The sequence below is a fragment of the Malonomonas rubra genome, assembly GCF_003247215.1.
In the GTDB taxonomy this organism is placed as follows: domain Bacteria; phylum Desulfobacterota; class Desulfuromonadia; order Desulfuromonadales; family Geopsychrobacteraceae; genus Malonomonas; species Malonomonas rubra_A.
In genome coordinates this window covers 14,412-34,053 of sequence record NZ_QKAP01000056.1, presented here as the reverse complement: position 1 = coordinate 34,053, position 19,642 = coordinate 14,412, and the positions used below count along the sequence as shown (strand labels likewise).

The window sequence follows — 19,642 nt, the reverse complement described above, 5'->3', positions numbered from 1 at the left end:
TGGCAGCCACTTGTTTCAGTTGTTATTTTGGCAGCCAATCAATCTTCAGACGTAGGATCTTTCGATGCGTTTTATCCATACTTCTGACTGGCACCTCGGACGCCAGTTCCATAATGTCTCCCTGCTCGAGGATCAACGGCATGTGTTGCGGCAGATCGTCGCAACTGTTGCCGAGCGTCAGGTCGATGCGGTCATCGTAGCTGGTGATATCTACGATCGTTCGGTGCCGCCGGCCACCGCCGTCGAATTACTCGATGAGGTTGTCTACCTGATCTGTGATGAACTGCAGGTTCCGATGATCATGATATCCGGTAATCATGACGGTCCGGAGCGGCTCGGCTTCGGCGCTCGCCAGATGGCCGCAGGGCGGTTGCATGTGGTCGGCCCGTTGTGGGAGGAACCGCAGCCAATCATCCTCCAGGATGTCGCCTTTTATCCGATCCCCTATTGCGATCCGCCGACGGTACGTAATCGGTACAATGTCGAAGTCAGCTCGCATGACCAGGCGATGGCGCACCTGCTGCAGCTCGTTCGCGCAAATAACTCCAGACAACGACCCTGTGTACCGATTGCGCACTGCTTCCTGGCCGGTGGAGAGGTTTCCGAATCGGAGCGACCGCTCTCCCTTGGCGGTGCCGGGCAAGTTTCCGTGGAGCATTTTCAGGACTTCGCTTATGTGGCCCTCGGCCATCTACATGGCCCGCAGTGCAAAGGGGGCGAACAGATCCGCTATTCCGGTTCGCCGCTTAAATATTCTTTTTCCGAACAGATGCAGAAAAAATCGCTCACTCTGGTTGAGTTGGATGAGACGGGTCTGGCGAGGATCGAGAAAATCCCCCTGCAACCTTTGCACGACATGCGGATTCTGGAAGGGCCCTTGGAAGAGTTGCTGCAGGCGGGGAAAACAGACCCCCACGCAGAGGATTATCTGCTGATCCGGTTGAGCGACACCCATGCCATCCTCGATCTGATGAACAAACTGCGCCAGGTTTACCCGAACCTGCTGCATATCGAACGGCCGGGACTGATGACACAAGGGGAGCCGCTGACTGCGAATCGGGAGCGGTTGAAGAAAGGGGAACAGGCGATGTTCAGCGATTTCTATACCCAGGTAAGCGGGGAAGTCTTGACCGCCGAGCAGGACGAAATTGTTACCGCCAGCCTTGAGCGGCTACATCTGGAGGAGCGCTGATGCGTCCGCTGCAACTGTTCATCACAGCCTTTGGCCCATTTGCCGGAACAGAGCAGATCGATTTTACCCGGCTGGGAGAAAACCCGCTGTTTCTGATCAACGGTCCGACCGGTTCCGGGAAAACTACCATCCTCGACGCGATCTGTTTTGCCCTTTACGGTAGAACCACTGGCGATGAACGGGACGGCAGCCAGATGCGCTGTGATCTGGCCGAAATGAACTTGCTGACCGAAGTGTTGCTGACTTTTGAATTTTCCGGCCGGAGGTTCCTCATTCGCCGCGTTCCCGAACAACAGCGTCCTAAAGCCCGGGGGGAGGGGACCACAACCCAATCACCAGAGGCGCAACTTTACGAACAACTCGGCAGCGGTGAGGAGAAACTGCTGGTATCGAGTAAAGTCACCGAGGCGACTGCTTTTATCGAAGATTTGACCGGGCTTTCCGTCGATCAGTTTCGACAGGTGATGGTGCTGCCGCAGGGAAAATTTAGGCAGCTGCTGCTGGCCGAATCGGCCGAACGGGAGAAGATCTTCAGTCAGCTATTCCAGACTCGTATCTACAAACGGTTGGAAGAGAGTCTTAAGGAACAATCCGCTGAAATTCGCCGCCAGCGGGATGATCTGCAGAAACTGCAACAAGGAATTCTGGAAGCCGCCGACGTAACAGAACCGGAAAATTTGAAGTGGCAGCTGCAGGAAGTCAAACTACAGCTCGAACAGGCTAAAAAGAATAAAGAGGATAAAGAAAAGGGGTACGGTGAAGCTGGAAAATCTCTGGAGCAAGGGCGACGGTTGCAGCAGGATTTTGATCGCTTGGCTTCCATTGAAGAGGATTTGCAGCGCTTGCTGAAGCAAAAAGCTGAGGTCGATATTTGCCGTGAACGCCTACAGTTGGCGGAACGGGCTGGCAAATTACAGCCGCTGTTTTTTAATGCCGAGCGCTGCGAACAGCAGTTGCAGAGGGCGGTAACGGACGTCAAAACTGCGGAGCAGCAGAAACAGCTAACCGCAGAACGTTTGCGGGTTGCAGAGCAGAAGCTCACAACGTCGAAACAGTGGCAGAGCGAGTTGGAGCTGAAAAAACAGCAGCAGACGCAGCTGGCAAGCTACCACAGCCGTGCCCGGCAACTTAGCGAAGCGCGCAACAAATTGACAGCAGCTCAGCAGCAGGTTGCGATTGCCGAATTGCAGGTCGAGTGTCGTCAGCTGTTTGATCGGCAGCAACTGTGTCGGCAATTGGGCGATTTGCAGCGGCAATGCACTCGGCAGGTTAAACTTTTGGAAAACAAGAAGCAGCAGGGGGCCGAGTTAAACGAGCGTTGCCAGCAGCTCGAACAGCAGCTCAAACGCCTTGAACTTGCGTGGCATCAGGGGCAGGCGGCGATCCTGGCGGGCGAATTGGTCGACGGCGAAGCCTGCCCGGTCTGTGGTAGCAGGGAGCATCCCCACCCGGCAAGTAGTGAAGCGCTTCTGCCGAGCCAGCGGCAGGTGGAACAGGAACGCAACAATTATCAGCAGGCGCAGAATGAGTATCTGGCCACCCGCGAGGACTACGCCATTGAGTTGGCGAAATTGCGTGAGCTACAGGCGGAATACGAACGGATGAGCCGAGATGTGCCGGAAGGTCTGTCGCAACAGCAGACCGATTTTAGCGAGCAGTATCGTGATGTGCAGCAACGTGCGAATCGCTTTTCTATCCCCTTGCCGACAGAACAGCAGAGCTTGGCTCTCGATGCCGTTGCCTTGCAAAACGATTTTGAGTCATTCAAAGTGAAGTTGTTAAACGCCGAAACAAAGGTCGCCACAGCTGAGCTGGAACTCCCCGCGGAATATCGGTCGCCCGGAACTCTGGAGCAGGCGGAGGTCGCCATACAGCAGGAGATCGAACAGCTGCAAGTGCGGATCGAGCAAGCTACGTTGGAACAGCAACAAGCCTTGGGGGAGGCAAAAAGAGCAGAAGGGACGGCAGAAGAAGCAGAAAAGCAGCGCCAGAAATCGGCCGATGAGCAGGCTGCTGCTTTCGCGACCTGTCGTTCGGCTTTGGCTGAGAGTGTATTTTTAGATGAAAAAGTGTTCAAAGACGCATTGCTTGCGGAAGGGGATGCTCTGCAGCTGAAAGAGCAGATTGATAGCTATGAAACTGCTTTACAGCAGCTCACAGGCCGCCAACAGCAACTGCAGGAGACTCTGCGTGATCAACACATTCCCAATTTGGTTTCGCTGGAGCAGCAATTGCGTCGCGTCGAGGAAGAAAGTGGCGTTGCTTTGGCAGAATGGCAACGGCTCGACAAGCGGTTCAGTCTGCTTGATACCACTGCAAAGAAGCTGGCCGATGCAGCTGACCAGCAAGCGGATCTCGACCGGCAGTATGCCGTAGTGGGTACCTTAAGTGACGTCGCTAACGGTCAGACCGGCAACAAGATCAGTCTGCAGCGTTTTGTGCTCAGTGTGCTACTCGAAGATGTGCTGATCGAGGCAAGCCAGCGACTCAGTTTGATGAGCAAGGGACGGTATCGACTGCTCCGTAAAGAGGACCGCTCCAAAGGGAATAAGGCCTCCGGGCTCGAGTTGGAAGTCGAGGATGCTTACACGGGAAAGGTTCGCTCCGTGACAACCCTCTCCGGTGGGGAAAGCTTTCTGGCGGCGCTCTCCCTTGCACTCGGCCTGTCAGAGGTGGTTCAGGCGTACGCTGGCGGAATCCGTCTCGACACTCTGTTCATTGATGAAGGTTTTGGCAGCCTTGACCCCGAATCCCTCGATTTGGCGGTGCGGACGCTAATTGATCTGCAGTCCAGTGGGCGTATGATCGGTGTGATTTCCCATGTTGCCGAATTGAAAGAGCAGCTGCCGCTCCGTATCGATGTGTTGAGTGACCGACTCGGTAGCCGGACTCGTTTGATTACTGCTTGTTGACCTGAGAGCGCTACTTCTTTGCTTGCGACCATCTTGTAGATAATAATTATTACTAACTGCGCTAAGACTTTTTCCTCTGATCGGCTATACTCATTAAAAGCAAAGTTGTTAATACTTACATCAATAGGGGGTTGCTTTATGGGTGAAAGTGGTAAATGTCCGGTTACGGGCAAAAGCAGCAGACAAATCGCCGGTGGTGGAACCTCGAACCGTGACTGGTGGCCGAATCAGCTGAATCTACATATTCTCCATCAGCACTCTTCCAAGTCCAACCCGATGGGCAAAGAGTTCAACTACGCCGAGGAATTCAAGACCCTCAACCTTAACGCGGTAAAAGATGACCTCTACAAGCTGATGACCGACTCACAGGACTGGTGGCCGGCCGACTATGGTCACTACGGTGGGCTGATGATCCGCATGGCCTGGCACAGCGCAGGGACCTATCGAATGGGGGACGGGCGCGGCGGAGGCGGGACCGGTAATCAACGTTTCGCTCCCCTCAACAGCTGGCCGGACAATGTTAACCTTGACAAGGCGCGGCGTCTGCTCTGGCCGATCAAGCAGAAATACGGCCGCAAGATCTCCTGGGCCGATTTGATGATTCTTGCCGGCAACTGCGCGCTGGAGTCGATGGGCTTCAAAACCTTCGGCTTTGGTGGTGGTCGTGCGGATATCTGGGAGCCGGAAGAAGATATTTACTGGGGCTCAGAGAAGGAATGGCTGGCGACGAGTGATAAACCGGATAGCCGATATTCCGGTGAGCGGGATCTGGATAATCCGCTGGCAGCCGTGCAGATGGGCTTGATTTATGTCAATCCGGAAGGTCCGGATGGAAACCCGGACCCGGTTGCCTCTGGCCATGACGTGCGCGAGACTTTCGGGCGCATGGCGATGAACGACGAAGAGACTGTCGCCCTGGTTGCCGGTGGGCACACCTTCGGCAAATGCCATGGTGCCGGTGACCCCTCTCATGTCGGCCCCGATCCGGAATCAGCCGGTTTAGAAGAGCTGGGGCTTGGATGGATAAGCAGCTACGGCAGCGGTAACGGGGGCGACACGATCAGTAGTGGAATCGAGGGGGCTTGGAAACCGAACCCGACCCAGTTCGATATGGGCTATCTGAAGGTGCTGTTCAAGTACGAGTGGGAAAAGGTTAAGAGTCCTGCCGGCGCTTGGCAGTGGTTGGCCAAGGACGTAGAAGAAGAGGACATGGTGGTCGATGCCCACGATCCGACCAAGAAGCACCGGCCTATGATGACCACCGCGGATCTCTCACTGCGGTTCGATCCAATCTACGAGCCGATCGCTCGGCACTACCTGGCCAATTCCGAGGATTTCGCTGACGCCTTTGCTCGCGCCTGGTTCAAACTGACCCATCGAGATATGGGGCCGAAGGCCCGGTATCTAGGTCCGGAAGTTCCGGAAGAAGACCTGATTTGGCAGGATCCTGTTCCGTCGGTTGATCATAAGCTGATCGACGAGCAAGACATTGTAGCTCTTAAAGAGAGGATCCTAGCCGCGGGAGTATCGATCGCTCAGCTGATAGTGACTGCTTGGTCGTCTGCATCGACCTTCCGTGGTTCCGACATGCGCGGGGGCGCCAACGGTGCCCGCATCCGTCTGGCGCCACAACAAGATTGGGAAGTGAACGAGCCGCAGCAGCTGGCTAAGGTGCTGAAAACCTATGAGGAGATTCAACAGGCATTTAACGCCGCCCAAGCCGATGGCAAGAAGGTCTCGCTCGCTGATCTGATTGTTCTCGGCGGCTGCGCCGCAATAGAGCAGGCTGCCAAAGCGGCTGGTCATGATGTCAGAGTCCCCTTTACGCCGGGTCGCACCGATGCCACTCTGGAGCAGACTGATGTGGCATCTTTCGCTGTTCTCGAACCGGCGGCTGACGGCTTCCGTAACTACCAAAAAGCCAAGTATGCCGTCTCGGCAGAGGAATTGCTGATCGACCAGGCTCAGCTACTGACCCTGACTGCGCCGGAGATGGCGGTGCTGATAGGCGGTATGCGCGTTTTGAACGCCAACTTTGAACAGTCCAAACATGGTGTTTTTACCGTGCGCCCGGAGATGCTCACCAATGATTTTTTCGTCAACCTGCTTGATATGAACACCGCTTGGAAGCCGACTTCCGAAGATGGCGACATCTTTGAAGGGCGGGACCGCAAAACCGGTGAGCTGAAATGGACCGGGACCCGCGTTGATCTGATCTTCGGCGCGAATTCCCAACTCCGTGCCCTGGCGGAGGTTTATGCCTGTACGGATTCGCAGCAGAAGTTCATCCAAGATTTTGTTGCAGCGTGGGACAAGGTGATGAACCTGGACCGTTTCGATCTTGCCTGAGCGGGCTGAAAAGAATCATGGAGATTTTTCTTGCTCGATAAATACTGATCTGGGTGGCGTTTCAAATCAATTGAAACGCCGCCTTTTTCTTGAACCCTTCCTTTTTCGCAGCTGCTTTTCTACTTCCCAATAGGAAAGAAAATTACTGTCGATTCATAATGGCTGTGAGTATACTGGAGGGCAATATATCAACCTGAGTCAACTTTCTTGTCATGAACCGTAGCGAAAACCTGCAAAAAATAAAACAACTTCCGGGTTGCGACCTGCTGGTCATTGGAGGTGGGGCGACCGGTTGCGGGATTGCCCTTGATGCCGCCAGTCGGGGGATTTCGGTGGTGCTGGCGGAGCAGAACGACTTTGCCGAAGGAACCAGCGGTCGCAGTAGCAAGCTGGTACACGGCGGGGTTCGTTACCTGGAAATGGCGGTCAAACAGTTCGATCGTGGCCAGTACCAGCTGGTCAAGGAAGGGCTGCACGAACGGTTCTATTTTTTGCGGAACGCGCCGCACCTTTCGCATCCGTTACCTTTGATCTCGCCTGTCTATCGCTGGACCCAGTTGCCTTATGTCTGGTTCGGACTGAAGCTTTACGACCGGCTTTCAGGTCAGCACAGCCTGGGGCCGAGCGGTTTCAGCAACCTGTCGAAAACCTTGCAGGAATTCCCGTTGTTGCAAAAAAAAGATCTGAAAGGCGGCATCCGCTATTATGATGGCCAATTTAACGATAGCCGGATGGCCCTAGCGCTAGCTCTCAGTGCGGCCGAGCATGGCGCGTTAATCGCCAACCATCTGGCGGTTGTCGATTTGCCGAAAGCTGCGGGAAAACTGGTGGGAGCAGTGTTTGAGGATCGAATTTCAGGGGAGCGCTTTTCGTTGCAGGCCAAAGCCGTTGTCAATGCTACCGGTCCTTTTGTGGATAAATTGCGGCTGCTGGATGATCCCAACGCTCAAGCGTTGTTGCTGGTCAGCTCCGGGGTTCATATTATGCTTGACGAAAGCTATCCGCCACCGCAGGCCGGTTTGTTGTTGAGTGAAACGGAAGATGGCCGGGTGCTGTTTGTGCTGCCTTGGCAGGGGCGCTGCATGGTCGGGACTACTGACCAGCATGCGGAATTGAGCGAGCATCCACCAGTTAGACAGGATGACATCGATTACCTGCTGCGACATTTGCAGAAGGTGATCGATCCTCCGCCGAGCAGCGCCAATGTCAGCGCCAGTTGGGTTGGATTGCGGCCGCTGGTTCAGAATCCGAAGGCGCATGACAGCGCCCGGATTCTGCGCGATTTTACCATCGAAGAATCGGTGAGTGGACTCTACAGTATCGCTGGTGGCAAGTGGACCAGTTATCGCCGGATGGCGGAAAAGCTGGTTGATCGGGTTGTGGAGGGCAGATCCTTTATAGCTGGGCACTGCAAGACGAAGGCCTTGCCGGTAACCGGGGCAGAGAACTGGCAGCCGAACGGTTGGTGGCTGCTGGTTGATAATTTTTCACTATCCGAGCCGGTTGCCCGTTATTTGCATCAAAGCTATGGTTGCCATGCTGAACGGATCGCCCACCTTGCCGCTGAAAGATATGGACAACCGCTGGCGACGGGTTTCCCCTGTCTGGAGGCGGAAGTTATTCATGCCTGCCAATTCGAGTTGGCCGAACGGGCGATCGACATTCTGGCGCGGCGCTTACCATTGGCGCTGATCGATCAACGCCTCGCACAACAGGCTGTGCCTCGGGTGCTGGAATTGATGAGTATGGAGAAGCGTTGGAGTTCTCAGCGCCTTGCCGAGGAAAAAAGTCTTATCGAGAAGCGCCTGACGGTTGCTTTGTGACGTTTCCTGTCAATCCGGTGTTGTAATGCTATGAAAAACAGTTTCTGCCAAGGGGGATTCGCTTGCACAACCTCTCATCGTTAATTTCTTCCGCACGTTCAGGAGCCCTGATCCTGACGGCCAACGAACGGCTGTTCCGCCATCTGCGCAGTTGTTTTGACCTGGCGATGCAGCAGTCCGGAGCAAAAATCTGGGGGACTCCGGAAATCATCAGTTATCAGGGCTGGCTTAGTCGTTGTCTGGCCGAACTCGGAGATAGCTGGCGGTTGCTCAACAAGAATGCCGCGTTGCGCCTGTGGGAGCAGTTGATCGAAGATTCGAGTCGCGGCACCGGGTTAGAACTGCTGCAAGTTAGCAAGACGGCGGAAAGGGCCTACGAAGCCTATCAACTTCTGCAAGAATACGATGTCTCGCTCGCTGGCTTCTATTTGACCGAAGATCAGCAGGTTTTTTCCCGTTGGCACGAACAATTCAAACTTACCTGCCAGCAGCAGGAATGGCTTGATCGCAGCGAATTGCCGGCTTATATCTGTGCCGCGCTAAAGACAGGTCGCCTGGTGCCGGCGCAGCAGATTCTGCTGGTCGGGTTCGATCAATTGCCGCCAGGAGCGGAACGCCTCACCGCGACCTGTCGCGAAATCGGGATTTCGTGCGAGCCGGCCTCCTTGTCCAGTGAGGTGGCAGAAAAAATGCTGTGTTATGCCGCGCAGGATGAAGATCACGAAATCGAGCAGGCTGCGCGCTGGGCACGGCGCTTGCTCGACGAAGGGGCAGCGTCGGTCGGCGTGGTCGTCTTCGACCTGCAGGCCAAGCGGCGCAAAATCGAGCGTATTTTCCGCGATCAGATCGACCCTGCAGCAACGCCCTTGCTCTACGACGAGGAGGCGAACTTTACCCTTTCGCTCGGCGGCCCGCTGGCAGAGCAGGGTGTAGTACATGCAGCCTGCGAGTTTTTGTCGGTCGGGAGACAATTGCCTCTCGAAGAAGTTTCATTTCTGTTGCTAACCCCTTACCTGGGCGGTAGTCAGCAAGAACTAGACAGCCGCGCCCAGTTGGATGCGCGCATCCGTTCTTTTCGTCAGATACAGATCAGTCTTTCGGGACTTGAGAGTCTTGCCGAGCAAAACGACCAGTTGAAACAGCTGCAGAAAATCTGTCGAGTTTTCGATACTGCCACGAAAGATCACCAACACCGCTTGCCGGGCGCATGGGCGGAGCAGTTTGCCATGCAGCTTCGGGAACTCGGTTGGCCGGGAGATCGCACCATGGCAAGCAGCGAGTATCAGGCGATCAAGGTCTGGCGTGAGAAGCTTTTGCCAGCGCTGGCTTCACTCGATCCGGTATCGAAACCGATTAGCCGGGGGCAGGCGCTCGGCTGGCTGCGACGGTTGGCCGCTGACATCGATTTTCAGCTTGAGTCGCCGACCGGGCCTTTGCAACTGGTTGGACAACTCGAATCAGCTGGTCTGCACTTCGATCATCTCTGGGTAATGGGATTGAGCGAGAACGTCTTACCGGCTGCAGCGCGGCCGAATCCTTTTTTGCCCTACCAACTGCAAAAGCAGCAGGGGATGCCTCACGCTGATGCTGAGCGGGAGTTGCTGTTTGCCGAGCAGGTTGTTGAACGCTTGCAGACTGCAGCGCCAGAAGTGATCTTCAGTTATCCGACCCGCGACGGTGATTGCGAGCTGCGCCCAAGCCCGCTTCTACCGGAACAGGCGATAGCTACAGAGGTTGCGGTTGCCGAGCGTCAGGATGCCTTGTCCTGGCTGTTGCAAGCGCCTTGCAAACTGCAGCAGAGAGAAGACCTTAGCGGTCCGCCATTAACGGATGGGAAAGGGAGTGGCGGCACCGGGATCTTGAAGGACCAGGCGCACTGTCCGTTTCGGGCGTTCGTTCACCACCGCTTGCGTGGGCGCGAGTTGGAGACGGCATCCGCCGGATTCGATGCCATGACCCGTGGTGATCTGGTGCACCTAGTGCTGGAGCGGCTCTGGCAACGGCTGCGAGATCAGCAGGCATTGTTGGGACTGGATGAAATCGGTCAGACAGTACTTTTGGAGACAGTAGTCGAAAGTTCCGTTGACGAGTATTTTTCCACTCGAACCCTGCCGTCAGCGCAGTTGCTGGCCTTGGAGAAAGAACGGTTGGTGCTGTTGCTTGGCGACTGGCTTGATTCGGTTGAGCGCAACCGCGATCCGTTCCGCGTTGTTGAGATGGAACAGGAGCATATCGAGCAACTCGGGCCGTTGCAGATTCGAACCAAAATCGATCGGGTCGATGAACTGGCCGATGGCAGCAAGGTTGTGATCGATTACAAAACCGGTCGTGATCTGAAGACAGAAGATCTGCTCTGCGAGCCGTTGCTGGAACCGCAGTTGCCGATTTACGCCGTGGCGCAGCACGGAGCGGAAGCCGACGGTGTCGCGTTTGCCCAGGTGCGCCGTAGCGAGTCGCGGCTGCTCGGTGTGGTGAAAGAGAAGGGGCTACTCGGGCGGGTCAAGGCGCTGGCTGATTTTCCGCAGGCGACAGAGCGGAACCTGGATAGCTGGCAGGCTCTGCTTGACGATTGGCGGCGGCAACTGGAAAAACTCGCCAGCGATTTTGTTGCTGGGCAGGCCGAAGTTCGGCCGTACAATATCAAGCGCAGTTGTCAATATTGCGATCTGCCCGGCCTGTGTCGGATCGGCGAAGTGGCTTCATCAGAAGGGGGGGACGCATGATTGCCGATGCCAGTCAGCGCGAGTTGGCGATCGATGTGAGCGGTTCCTGCATCGTCCAGGCTCCGGCCGGGTCGGGTAAAACCGAGCTGCTGATTCAGCGGTTTCTTGCCCTGTTGGCTCAGGTGGAGCGCCCGAATCAGATTCTAGCCATCACCTTTACCCGCAAGGCAGCGGCCGAGATGCGACACCGCTTGCTGGAAGCTTTGAGCGCGGCGAAGAATACTCCCTGCCCGGAGAAAGCGCACGAAGCGAAAACCTGGCAACTGGCGACCGCTGCTCTGGAGAAGCAGGGGGAAAACTTGCTGCGTAACCCGGCACAGTTGACCATCCAGACCATCGACAGTTTCAACACGAGCCTGGTTCGAAAGATGCCCTGGCTGTCTCGATTCGGTTCCGTCCCGGAAGTGACTGAGGATGCCGAAGCACTCTATCGACTGGCGGCTGAGCAGCTTTTGCAACGGCTCGATATAGATTGTCCGGAAAGGGATGCCCTGCGGCGTTTGTTGGGACACCTTGATAATCAGGTCGGATACCTTCAGACGATGCTGGTAGACATGCTGAAAAAACGCGACCAGTGGCTGCGTTATCTGCTGTCGGAAGAGTATGATCCGCGCACAGCTTTGGAAGCTGGCATTAATCGATTGATTGCCGACCAGCTGCTTCGTCTGAGGCGGTTATTTCCGAGCGAACTGACTGCTGAATTTTTGTTTTGCGCTGAATACGCGGCCGGTCAGCTGAACGACGTAAATTTGGCAGACTTGAGCCAGTTGCCGGGGACTGAAAAGGATGATCTGGAAAATTGGCAGCTGATTGCCCGGTTCCTTCTAACGGCTGAAGGTAAGCTGCGAAAAACGGTGACGGTGAAAAACGGTTTCCCCAGCGGAAAAGAGTACAAGGACGATAAGCAGCGGATGCTCGACCTTTTATCTGGGTTGTCGGCCGTTCCCGGTTTGGCTGAACAGCTCAAACAGGTTTGGGAGTTGCCTGCGCGCGCTTATACGGAGAATCAATGGCAGATCCTGCAGTGCCTGATCGAGTTGCTCCCCAGATTGGTGGCGGAACTCTGGCTGGTGTTTCGTGCCCAAGGGAAAGCCGACTTTGCCGCGATCGCCTTGCAGGCCAAGGCAGCGCTCGGTGATGCGGAAGACCCTACGGAGCTGTTGCTACAGACCGACAATGATCTACGGCATATTCTTGTCGACGAATTTCAGGATACTTCGTGGTTGCAGTACGAACTGCTCGATTTGCTGACCTCCGGGTGGATCGCGGGCGACGGGCGAACCCTGTTTCTAGTCGGTGACCCGATGCAGTCGATCTATCGTTTCCGCGAGGCAGAGGTCGGATTGTTTCTCGATACTTTCAAGGGGCGCTTGGGGGCTGCAGGGCCACTGCTGAAACCGCTGCAACTGACCTGTAACTTCCGCTCGCAGCAGGGGATTGTTGACTGGGTCAATGAGACCTTTGAACAGCTTTTCCCTGCGCAGGTTGATATTGCCACAGGCGCGGTACCATTGGCGAAAGCGGATGCGGTACACCCGCTGTTGGAGGAAGCTGCCTGTACGTTGTTTCCGTTCGATGGTCGCGACGATCAGGCGGAGGCGGATCAGGTGCTGCAATTAATACAGCAGGCGCGCCGTGAAGATCCGCAACAGAAAATAGCCATCTTGGTCCGCGGCCGCAATCATCTGCAGTCGATCCTGCCTCTGCTGCGGCAACACGGGGAGAAGTACCAGGCACAGGATATCGATCAACTAGGGGCGCGCCCTGTGGTTCTCGATCTGTTGGGCCTCTGCAAGGCCGTGCTGCAACGTGCTGATCGGCTGTCCTGGTTGTCGGTGCTGCGGGCGCCCTGGTGCGGGCTGAGCTTGAACGATTTAAATGCACTGGTCGAAGGTGCCGGTTATGCCACGATCCCCGGTTTGCTGTCGAACCAACAGCGCCTGACGAATTTGTCAGATGATGGTCAGGCGGCCATCGCCAGAATCTGGCCTGTGCTGCAGCGGGCCATTTCGCGGCGGGGGCGTTTACCGTTGCGCGCGTTAATGGAAGGAACCTGGCTGGTTCTTGGCGGCCCTGCCTGTTATGCCGCAGAGTCGGTGCAAGATGCCGAGTTGTTTTTCGGTTTGCTGGAGTCGCTGGAACAGGGCGGTGAACTTGAATCGGTCGATCTGCTGGAGGAGGGGTTGCAGAAGTTGTTCGCTGCTCCGGATGGCGAAGCGGATGGCCGGCTACAGGTAATGACGATCCATAAAGCGAAGGGCTTGCAGTTTGACACGGTGATTCTCCCCGGGCTCGGCAAAACCACAGGCCGCATCGAAAGTCCGCTGCTGAGGTGGCAGCAGCACCCGCGGCACGGACTGTTGTTGGCACCGGTCGCGGCGCGAGGCAGCGGCGAAAAAGATCCGACCTATCAACTGATTGGTAGCCTGGAAAACGACAAACAGGAGCTGGAAGCTGTTCGTTTGCTATATGTTGCTACGACCCGGGCGGTCTCCCGGTTATACCTGTTGGGCCACGCCAAGCGCGACAAAGATGATCGTCTGCAGCCTGTTCGCGGGTCGCTGCTGGAAAAGCTTTGGCCGGTTGTCGGGGCCGATTTTGTCGCCAATGCCATAAGTCGCAAAAAAGAAGCACCTCAATTCATGCCACCGCTTTTGCGAAGCTTGCCTGCTGATTGGCGGCTGCCGCAGCTTTCGGGGGTAACATTGGTATCGGGAATACAGCAGAAAATAGCTTCGCAGAAGGAGGATGATGACGGGCGGGAGCTGGTCTTCAGCGGCTGGGAAAACGAGTCGAAGAGGCATGTTGGAACGCTGGTGCATCAGTACCTTGAACAGATCGCCCGCTTCGGGGGCGAGAGTTGGCGGCGACGTGCTAGCGAAGAGAAGCAGCGGGTCATCAGTCGTCAGCTCAGTTCACTCGGGGTGCCGAATTCGGAATTGCCTGTGGGGATCGATACGGTGTCGGCAGCGGTGGAAGCAACTCTGGCTAGTGAGCGGGGACAATGGATACTGGCAGCTCATCCAGAGCATGCGTGTGAGTTGGCGTTGACCGGGGTTGTCGATGATGAGCTGGTGCATGCGGTTATCGATCGGACTTTTGTTTTTGCCGGTGAACGGTGGATCATCGACTACAAGACCAGCTCGCCAAATACTGGTGAGACGAAGGCTGTATTTGTCAGGCGGCAACAGAAACAATATGCAGGGCAGATGCGGATGTACTCGCGCTTACTGAGGCTACAAACTACAGATCTGCCGATCCGGACAGCGCTCTATTTCCCCTTGCTGGATGGCTGGTGCGAGTTGAATGGCTGATGGTATAGTGATGGCATAAATATGGACCCGGAGGTTTGAGGATGAGTGGTTTGTACGAAATCAGCGGTCGTTGCCACTGTGGCAATATCGAGTACGCATTTATTTCACCAGTCCCGAAGATGGAACTGCCGATCAAAAGCTGTGACTGCTCTTTCTGTATCAAGCAGGGAGCCTGCTATACTTCTCATCCGCACGGCAAGCTGGAGGTGTCGGTCAAGGATCGCAGCAAGATCAATCGCTACCAGTTTGGCAGCGAGTCCGCGGATGTTTTTCTCTGTTCACAATGCGGGGTGTTCCCCTTTATCGTCAGCCAGATCGATGATCAACTGTATGCAGTGTTAAATGCCAACAGCATTAATGGCTTGAAGATTGACCAGGCGAAGGTGGTGCCGATTGAACACGTAGAAAATCAATCGACCGAGGAGCGTGCTGAACGTTGGAAGAAAAACTGGATTTCGAAGGTTGAAATCACCTACAAGAATCAGGTTGTGAATCCGGCACTACTAGAGATTCCGGTAGCATAATCTTATCAGGTGAGTTAGATGCAATTGGATTGGAATACCACTACTGCTGCAATCTGGCGGCAGCGTAAAGAATATTTGCGGCCGGTAAGGAACGTCGATCAGATTGGTTTGGCTGAGCTGCTCGGTATCGATAGGCAAAAACAACAACTGGTGACAAACACCGAACGGTTTCTGGCGTGCAAACCGGCAAATAATGTCTTGCTCTGGGGCGCACGAGGGACTGGTAAGTCTTCCTTGGTTAAAGCTATCTTCAATGCTTACGTGGTGCAGGGCTTGCGTCTGATTGAGGTTGACAAGGACGACCTGATCTACCTGCCTGAGATTGTCGATGAAATCCGTGATCTACCGCAACGCTTTATCGTCTTTTGTGACGATTTATCTTTTTCCGACGAAGAAAAGAATTATAAACACTTAAAAAGTGTCCTCGAAGGGTCGATAGAGATGGCACCAGACAATGTGCTGATCTATGCGACTTCGAACCGACGTCACTTATTGCCGGAAAAAATGCGGGATAATCTCGATAGTCAGGTTGTGGATGGTGAGCTTCACTACGCCGATGCGGTTGAAGAACAGATTTCACTTTCCGATCGATTCGGACTCTGGCTGGCTTTTTATCCTGGCAATATGGATCAATATCTGCGGATTGTCGACAGCTTGTTTGCCGATTACCAAGGGGAGCGTGACGAGCTACACGAGGCTGCGCGTTTGTTTGCTCTTTCGCGGGCCACTCATAGCGGCCGGACGGCCCGACAGTTTTATAAGGCTTTTGTGGAAACTAAATGAGAAGCGGCATTGTGCCGGATTATTAAACATGTACCTATGGAGTGAGATGTGGTGAAGTTTTTTTTCAGACTTGTCCTGTTGTGTTGCCTGCTTTCCAGCGTTTTATCCGTTCCGCAACCTGCGGATGCTGAAACCAAAGTTTACCGGAAAACTCAGCAGAGTGAAGTTGTTGCTGAGCTTTTCGTCACCAGTTGGTGACCCTACTGTGACAAGGCCAAAAGTTTTTTGGCCCAAAAAGGAGTAAGTTTCAAGGTCTACGATATTGAAGTAGATCCCGCTGCTGCCAAACGGAAAGAAGAACTAGATTCCGGTCGTGGTGTGCCCTTTGCCATTATTAATGGAATAAAGATCAGCGGATGGTCGAAGCATTTGTATGAATCGGCGCTGGATGATGAATAAAAAAAAGCCGACCCTAGCAGGGGGCGGCTTTTGGATCATGCAAACTGGCAGGATCAAGCGCCATGCGAAGCCACTTGGCTTCTAAAGTTTCCTAGGATCTGTCCGGTCAGGTAGCTTTTCTGAGGATTGATCCGAACCAGACTTTTAATGGTCTTTGGCGCCAAATGCAGTCGGAATAAAGAGTCCTCGTTTTTAACTAGGGTCAGTTCGATATTTTTTTTCATCGAGCCGATCCGCATTTCCGTTTCAATGACATAGCACCATTTACGTTCGCCGTTCTCTGTATTGACCAAGCGTCTAGTCTTTACCGGTACCACGGAATAGACTTCAACTTCATCCGATTTCTGGATAGGGTGGACGCCAAAACTGATCATCAGATCTTCACCCTCTTTGAATGTTGAATAGTCGAAGACATTCAGGATTGATTGACGCGCTTCGTTAACGATTTCAGCTTCGATGGCTGGAATTTTCAGCGTTGGGAAGGAAACCCATTCGCACCATCCGACGTCAATCAGTAGAGAGTTCTTGTTTTTTTTCATAATTCAAACACCCCCGAGTATTTGGGTTATTTAATGCTTAGAATTTTATCGACACCCGGGCGAAAAGTAAAATATTCTAATATTAGAATCGATATGCAGTTTTCCCATTGTATTTCTAGTGACTTCCGCTTTGCAGGCACATTGTTTAAAACGGTGGAAATGGCTATGTTTGTGCAAGTTTTAAGGTTAGGCTGGCACTCCGTCCCTTGATTAGCCTAATGTGAACCCGGCTCTGTGCAAACAACCAGCCGCATAGTTTATAGCTAGGTCTGTTTTTCCAGAGAAGATCGAAACGATTTGTTTTGCTTTTTCTCCGCAATCAGGGCAATCGACTTCGGTCGTTCTGGAGTTGCATATTTCTTCTGTTAGTTTTTACAGGCACTACAACGAAATTCATAGATCGGCACAGGGGGCTCCTTTGGATTGGCGATATATATATAAATGGCCATATATACAATGTGAAGCTGCATTAACTGTGATAGAGTGTTAACCTTGTAAATTCGAAATCTGGCTAGCTGTATTTAATTCGAAGAAATTTTTCGGCCTCGGGAGTGAATCATGTCGAAAACCGCAAAAATAGCAATGGCCGTAGGGATAACAATCGTTTTTCTGCTGGTGTCGCTCTCGATACTTGTCAAGGTTGTTGTTACCCCTGAGAGAGTGAGAGGAGCCCTGCTGCCTCTGGTTGAGGATTCATTACAGAGGAAAGTTGAAGTGGGAGGGATCGATATCGGAATTTTTTCCGGTGTTTCGCTTTATGACCTGCGCGTACAGAAAAAAGATACTCCCGATGATTTTATCTCGATAAAGCTATTAGCCTTGCATTATAAACTGTTGCCGCTGTTCAGGGGGGAACTGGTTATTGACCAGATTCTACTGGAAGAGCCACGCATCGAAATTATACGAACTGCAGCGAACGAGTTTAATTTCTCCGATTTGCTTCCAACGGGGGGCAACAAACCCGCTACCGAAACGAAGACGGAAAAGGTTTCCACCGGAACCTCCCCACTCGGTCTGCTTGTGAATCAGGTTTCGATCAAAGGTGGGGAACTTGTTTTCATCGATCGCTTAAATAACAGTAGGTCTCCCTACCGGTACCTCTTCAATCAATTCAATTTTGAAGCGAGCCGGATAACTCTGAACGGGCCGTTCCCGGTTGAATTCTCAACAATGTTGGATGGCAGTCAGATAACCTTGTCCGGCAATTATGATATCGCCGAGCAGGCAGGTGATCTTGATTTGCAATTGTCCAAACTCGACCTCGTTAAGTTCGCTCCTTATTACCGGCAGTCGCTCCCTGGGAAGTTGGGTTCAGCGGTTTTAAACCTGAATCTGGAAGTTCAACTGAAAAAGGAAACTGTTGAGTCGAAGGGGAAAATTTTACTTGATAATCTCGATCTGGTTTTGGATGAGCTTCCCGAAGCAGCTCTCAAACAAGGCAAGCTGGAACTCGATTATGCCTTGAATTACCAGTTAAACCGGCAGAAACTTGCCGTGTCCACATTGCTGGTTAACTTCAATGACGCCGTTATTGGCGCGGAAGGTACGGTCGAACTTGCCGGCAAGGAACCAAATCTTGCCTTAGCGCTTCTGTTTGACAAACTTGATCTGACTACTTTGGTTGATGCTTTGCCCGATGGCCTGAATAAGGATATCCGTAACTTCCGTCTGGCCGGTGCGATCGATGGTCGTATCGAGTTCTCCGGTCCTGCCAGCGCTGGTGCGAAGTTACTTAAAACTGCCGATATCGAGTTGGTGGATGTCAAGGCGAATCTGGACAAGTTGCGATTCGGTGTTAGCGGACCGATCAAACTAGCTGATCAGCGGGTGGAAGCCAAACAGATGATTTTGGATCTGGCCGGACAGAAGGCGTACCTGGAATTTTCCGCGGAAAATCTATTCGGTGATCTGGTTAGCGGAAACTTTCGTCTTGCTGCCGACCAGCTTGACCTTAATCCGCTGTTGCCAAAGGAATCAGAGGTTCCGCAAGCTTCATCTCCCAAACAGGCAAAGGTGAAGCAGGAACAGACTCTGGCAGAAGACATTGGGCCATTCAATATTCCAGTGGATATGCGCGGGACTTTGCGTGTTGGAAAGCTGATTTACCGCAAGCTTGATCTGGAAAATGTTTCTGCAGATGTCATTTTAAAAGATAATCATTTGCAGATTGAACCTTTACGTGGCGGGGTAGCTGGTGGCGACTTCACATTCAACAGTGATGTCGATCTGGGAGTCCAAGGACTCAAATATCAGGGTCAGGCAAGCTTTGACCAGTCAAACTTGATGACGCTGGTTTCCGGTCTTGTCCCGCAGGCCAAACAGACGGTGAGCGGCTTGTTGCAATTGCAGAACAATTTTTCCGGTCGTGGCACCATCCCGGATAATGTTCTGAAGTCCTTGCAGGTAAAAGGGGTGTTGAAGCTACGGCAGGGTCAGGTTACCGGTTCTCCTTTGCTGGAACAGTTGGCGATGTTCCTCGATCTTCCCGATTTGAAAATCCTGAGTTTTGATGCCCTTGAAAGTAATTACGATCTACGTAATGGGTTGACCAAATTGTCGGCACAACTAGACAGCTCCAAGGCGAAATTAAAGCCGGAGGGCACAATCAGCGTTGAGGGCGGTTTGGATCTTAAATTGGATGCCCGTCTGTCTCCCGACTTAATGAACCGTATCGGTGTTAAAACCGGTTTGCAAAAGGAGTTGAGCGACAAGGATGGTTGGGGGATGTTGCCTCTGACGATCAAGGGGACTCTGAGTAGTCCGAAAATCGGTTTAGATTCCAAGGTGTTGCAGGAGCGGGCGACCTCAAAAGTAAAGCAGGAAGCGACCAAGCGCTTGCTGGAAAAAGTAGTGCCTGCAGATGAGGAAAAAACACCGGTCAAGCAGTTGCTCGAAGGGACTCTGAATCGCTTACTCGGCAATTGATTTTGATGTGACTTCGAAATGGCGATTGAATTGCTCAATAATATCGGACTGATATCCATACCGGCAGATTAAAAAAGGTTGAGTCGCTTTTTTTTGTTAACACAATCCTAACATTTCCCTTATACTCGCGTCGTTCGCACGGGTAAATTCGCCACTAGC

General features: G+C 53.4%; 10 protein-coding genes and 1 pseudogene. 10 read left to right on the top strand and 1 reads right to left on the bottom strand.

Annotation, left to right across the window (positions count from 1 at the left end):
- Nucleotides 1-64 precede the first annotated feature (64 nt).
- From Q7J88_RS05085 to Q7J88_RS05045, 9 genes and pseudogenes are all read left to right on the top strand, one after another.
- Nucleotides 65-1,192 (top strand): exonuclease SbcCD subunit D, encoded by a 1,128-nt coding sequence (locus tag Q7J88_RS05085; RefSeq protein ID WP_303721068.1) that lies wholly within the window; start codon nt 65-67, stop codon nt 1,190-1,192.
- A complete protein-coding gene (locus tag Q7J88_RS05080) occupies nt 1,192-4,104 on the top strand; it encodes an SMC family ATPase (RefSeq protein WP_303721067.1) in 2,913 nt (970 codons plus the stop codon). Before Q7J88_RS05085 ends, Q7J88_RS05080 begins: the two co-directional genes overlap by 1 nt.
- Nucleotides 4,105-4,242: 138 nt before the next feature.
- Nucleotides 4,243-6,453: a catalase/peroxidase HPI gene (gene katG, locus Q7J88_RS05075; RefSeq protein ID WP_303721066.1), complete on the top strand. Its 2,211-nt coding sequence runs from the start codon at nt 4,243-4,245 to the stop codon at nt 6,451-6,453.
- Nucleotides 6,454-6,665: 212 nt separating this feature from the next.
- Nucleotides 6,666-8,276, top strand: a complete 1,611-nt coding sequence (locus Q7J88_RS05070; protein ID WP_303721065.1) for an FAD-dependent oxidoreductase — start codon at nt 6,666-6,668, stop codon at nt 8,274-8,276.
- 62 nt (nt 8,277-8,338) lie between these two features.
- On the top strand, nt 8,339-10,999 hold the full coding sequence (locus tag Q7J88_RS05065) for a PD-(D/E)XK nuclease family protein (RefSeq protein WP_303721064.1): 2,661 nt from the start codon (nt 8,339-8,341) through the stop codon (nt 10,997-10,999).
- Nucleotides 10,996-14,313 (top strand): exodeoxyribonuclease V subunit beta, encoded by a 3,318-nt coding sequence (locus tag Q7J88_RS05060; protein ID WP_303721063.1) that lies wholly within the window; start codon nt 10,996-10,998, stop codon nt 14,311-14,313. The genes Q7J88_RS05065 and Q7J88_RS05060 overlap by 4 nt, the downstream gene beginning before the upstream one ends.
- A 41-nt stretch (nt 14,314-14,354) precedes the next feature.
- A complete protein-coding gene (locus Q7J88_RS05055; protein WP_303721062.1) occupies nt 14,355-14,837 on the top strand; it encodes a GFA family protein in 483 nt (160 codons plus the stop codon).
- A gap of 18 nt (nt 14,838-14,855) precedes the next feature.
- Nucleotides 14,856-15,620, top strand: a complete 765-nt coding sequence (locus Q7J88_RS05050) for an ATP-binding protein (RefSeq protein ID WP_303721061.1) — start codon at nt 14,856-14,858, stop codon at nt 15,618-15,620.
- 210 nt (nt 15,621-15,830) lie between these two features.
- A pseudogene (locus tag Q7J88_RS05045) lies at nt 15,831-16,019 on the top strand (glutaredoxin family protein); the annotation flags it as partial.
- Nucleotides 16,020-16,072: 53 nt separating this feature from the next.
- Here the strand turns inward: Q7J88_RS05045 and Q7J88_RS05040 are convergent.
- Entirely contained in the window at nt 16,073-16,558 is a 486-nt protein-coding gene (locus Q7J88_RS05040; RefSeq protein ID WP_303721060.1) for a RimK/LysX family protein, read from the bottom strand.
- Between the two features lie 558 nt (nt 16,559-17,116).
- On the opposite strand from Q7J88_RS05040, the gene Q7J88_RS05035 reads away from it, so the two are divergent.
- The gene (locus Q7J88_RS05035) at nt 17,117-19,483 is read left to right on the top strand and encodes an AsmA family protein (protein ID WP_303721059.1); all 2,367 of its coding nucleotides are present in this window, start codon (nt 17,117-17,119) and stop codon (nt 19,481-19,483) included.
- The last annotated feature ends 159 nt before the right edge of the window (nt 19,484-19,642 follow it).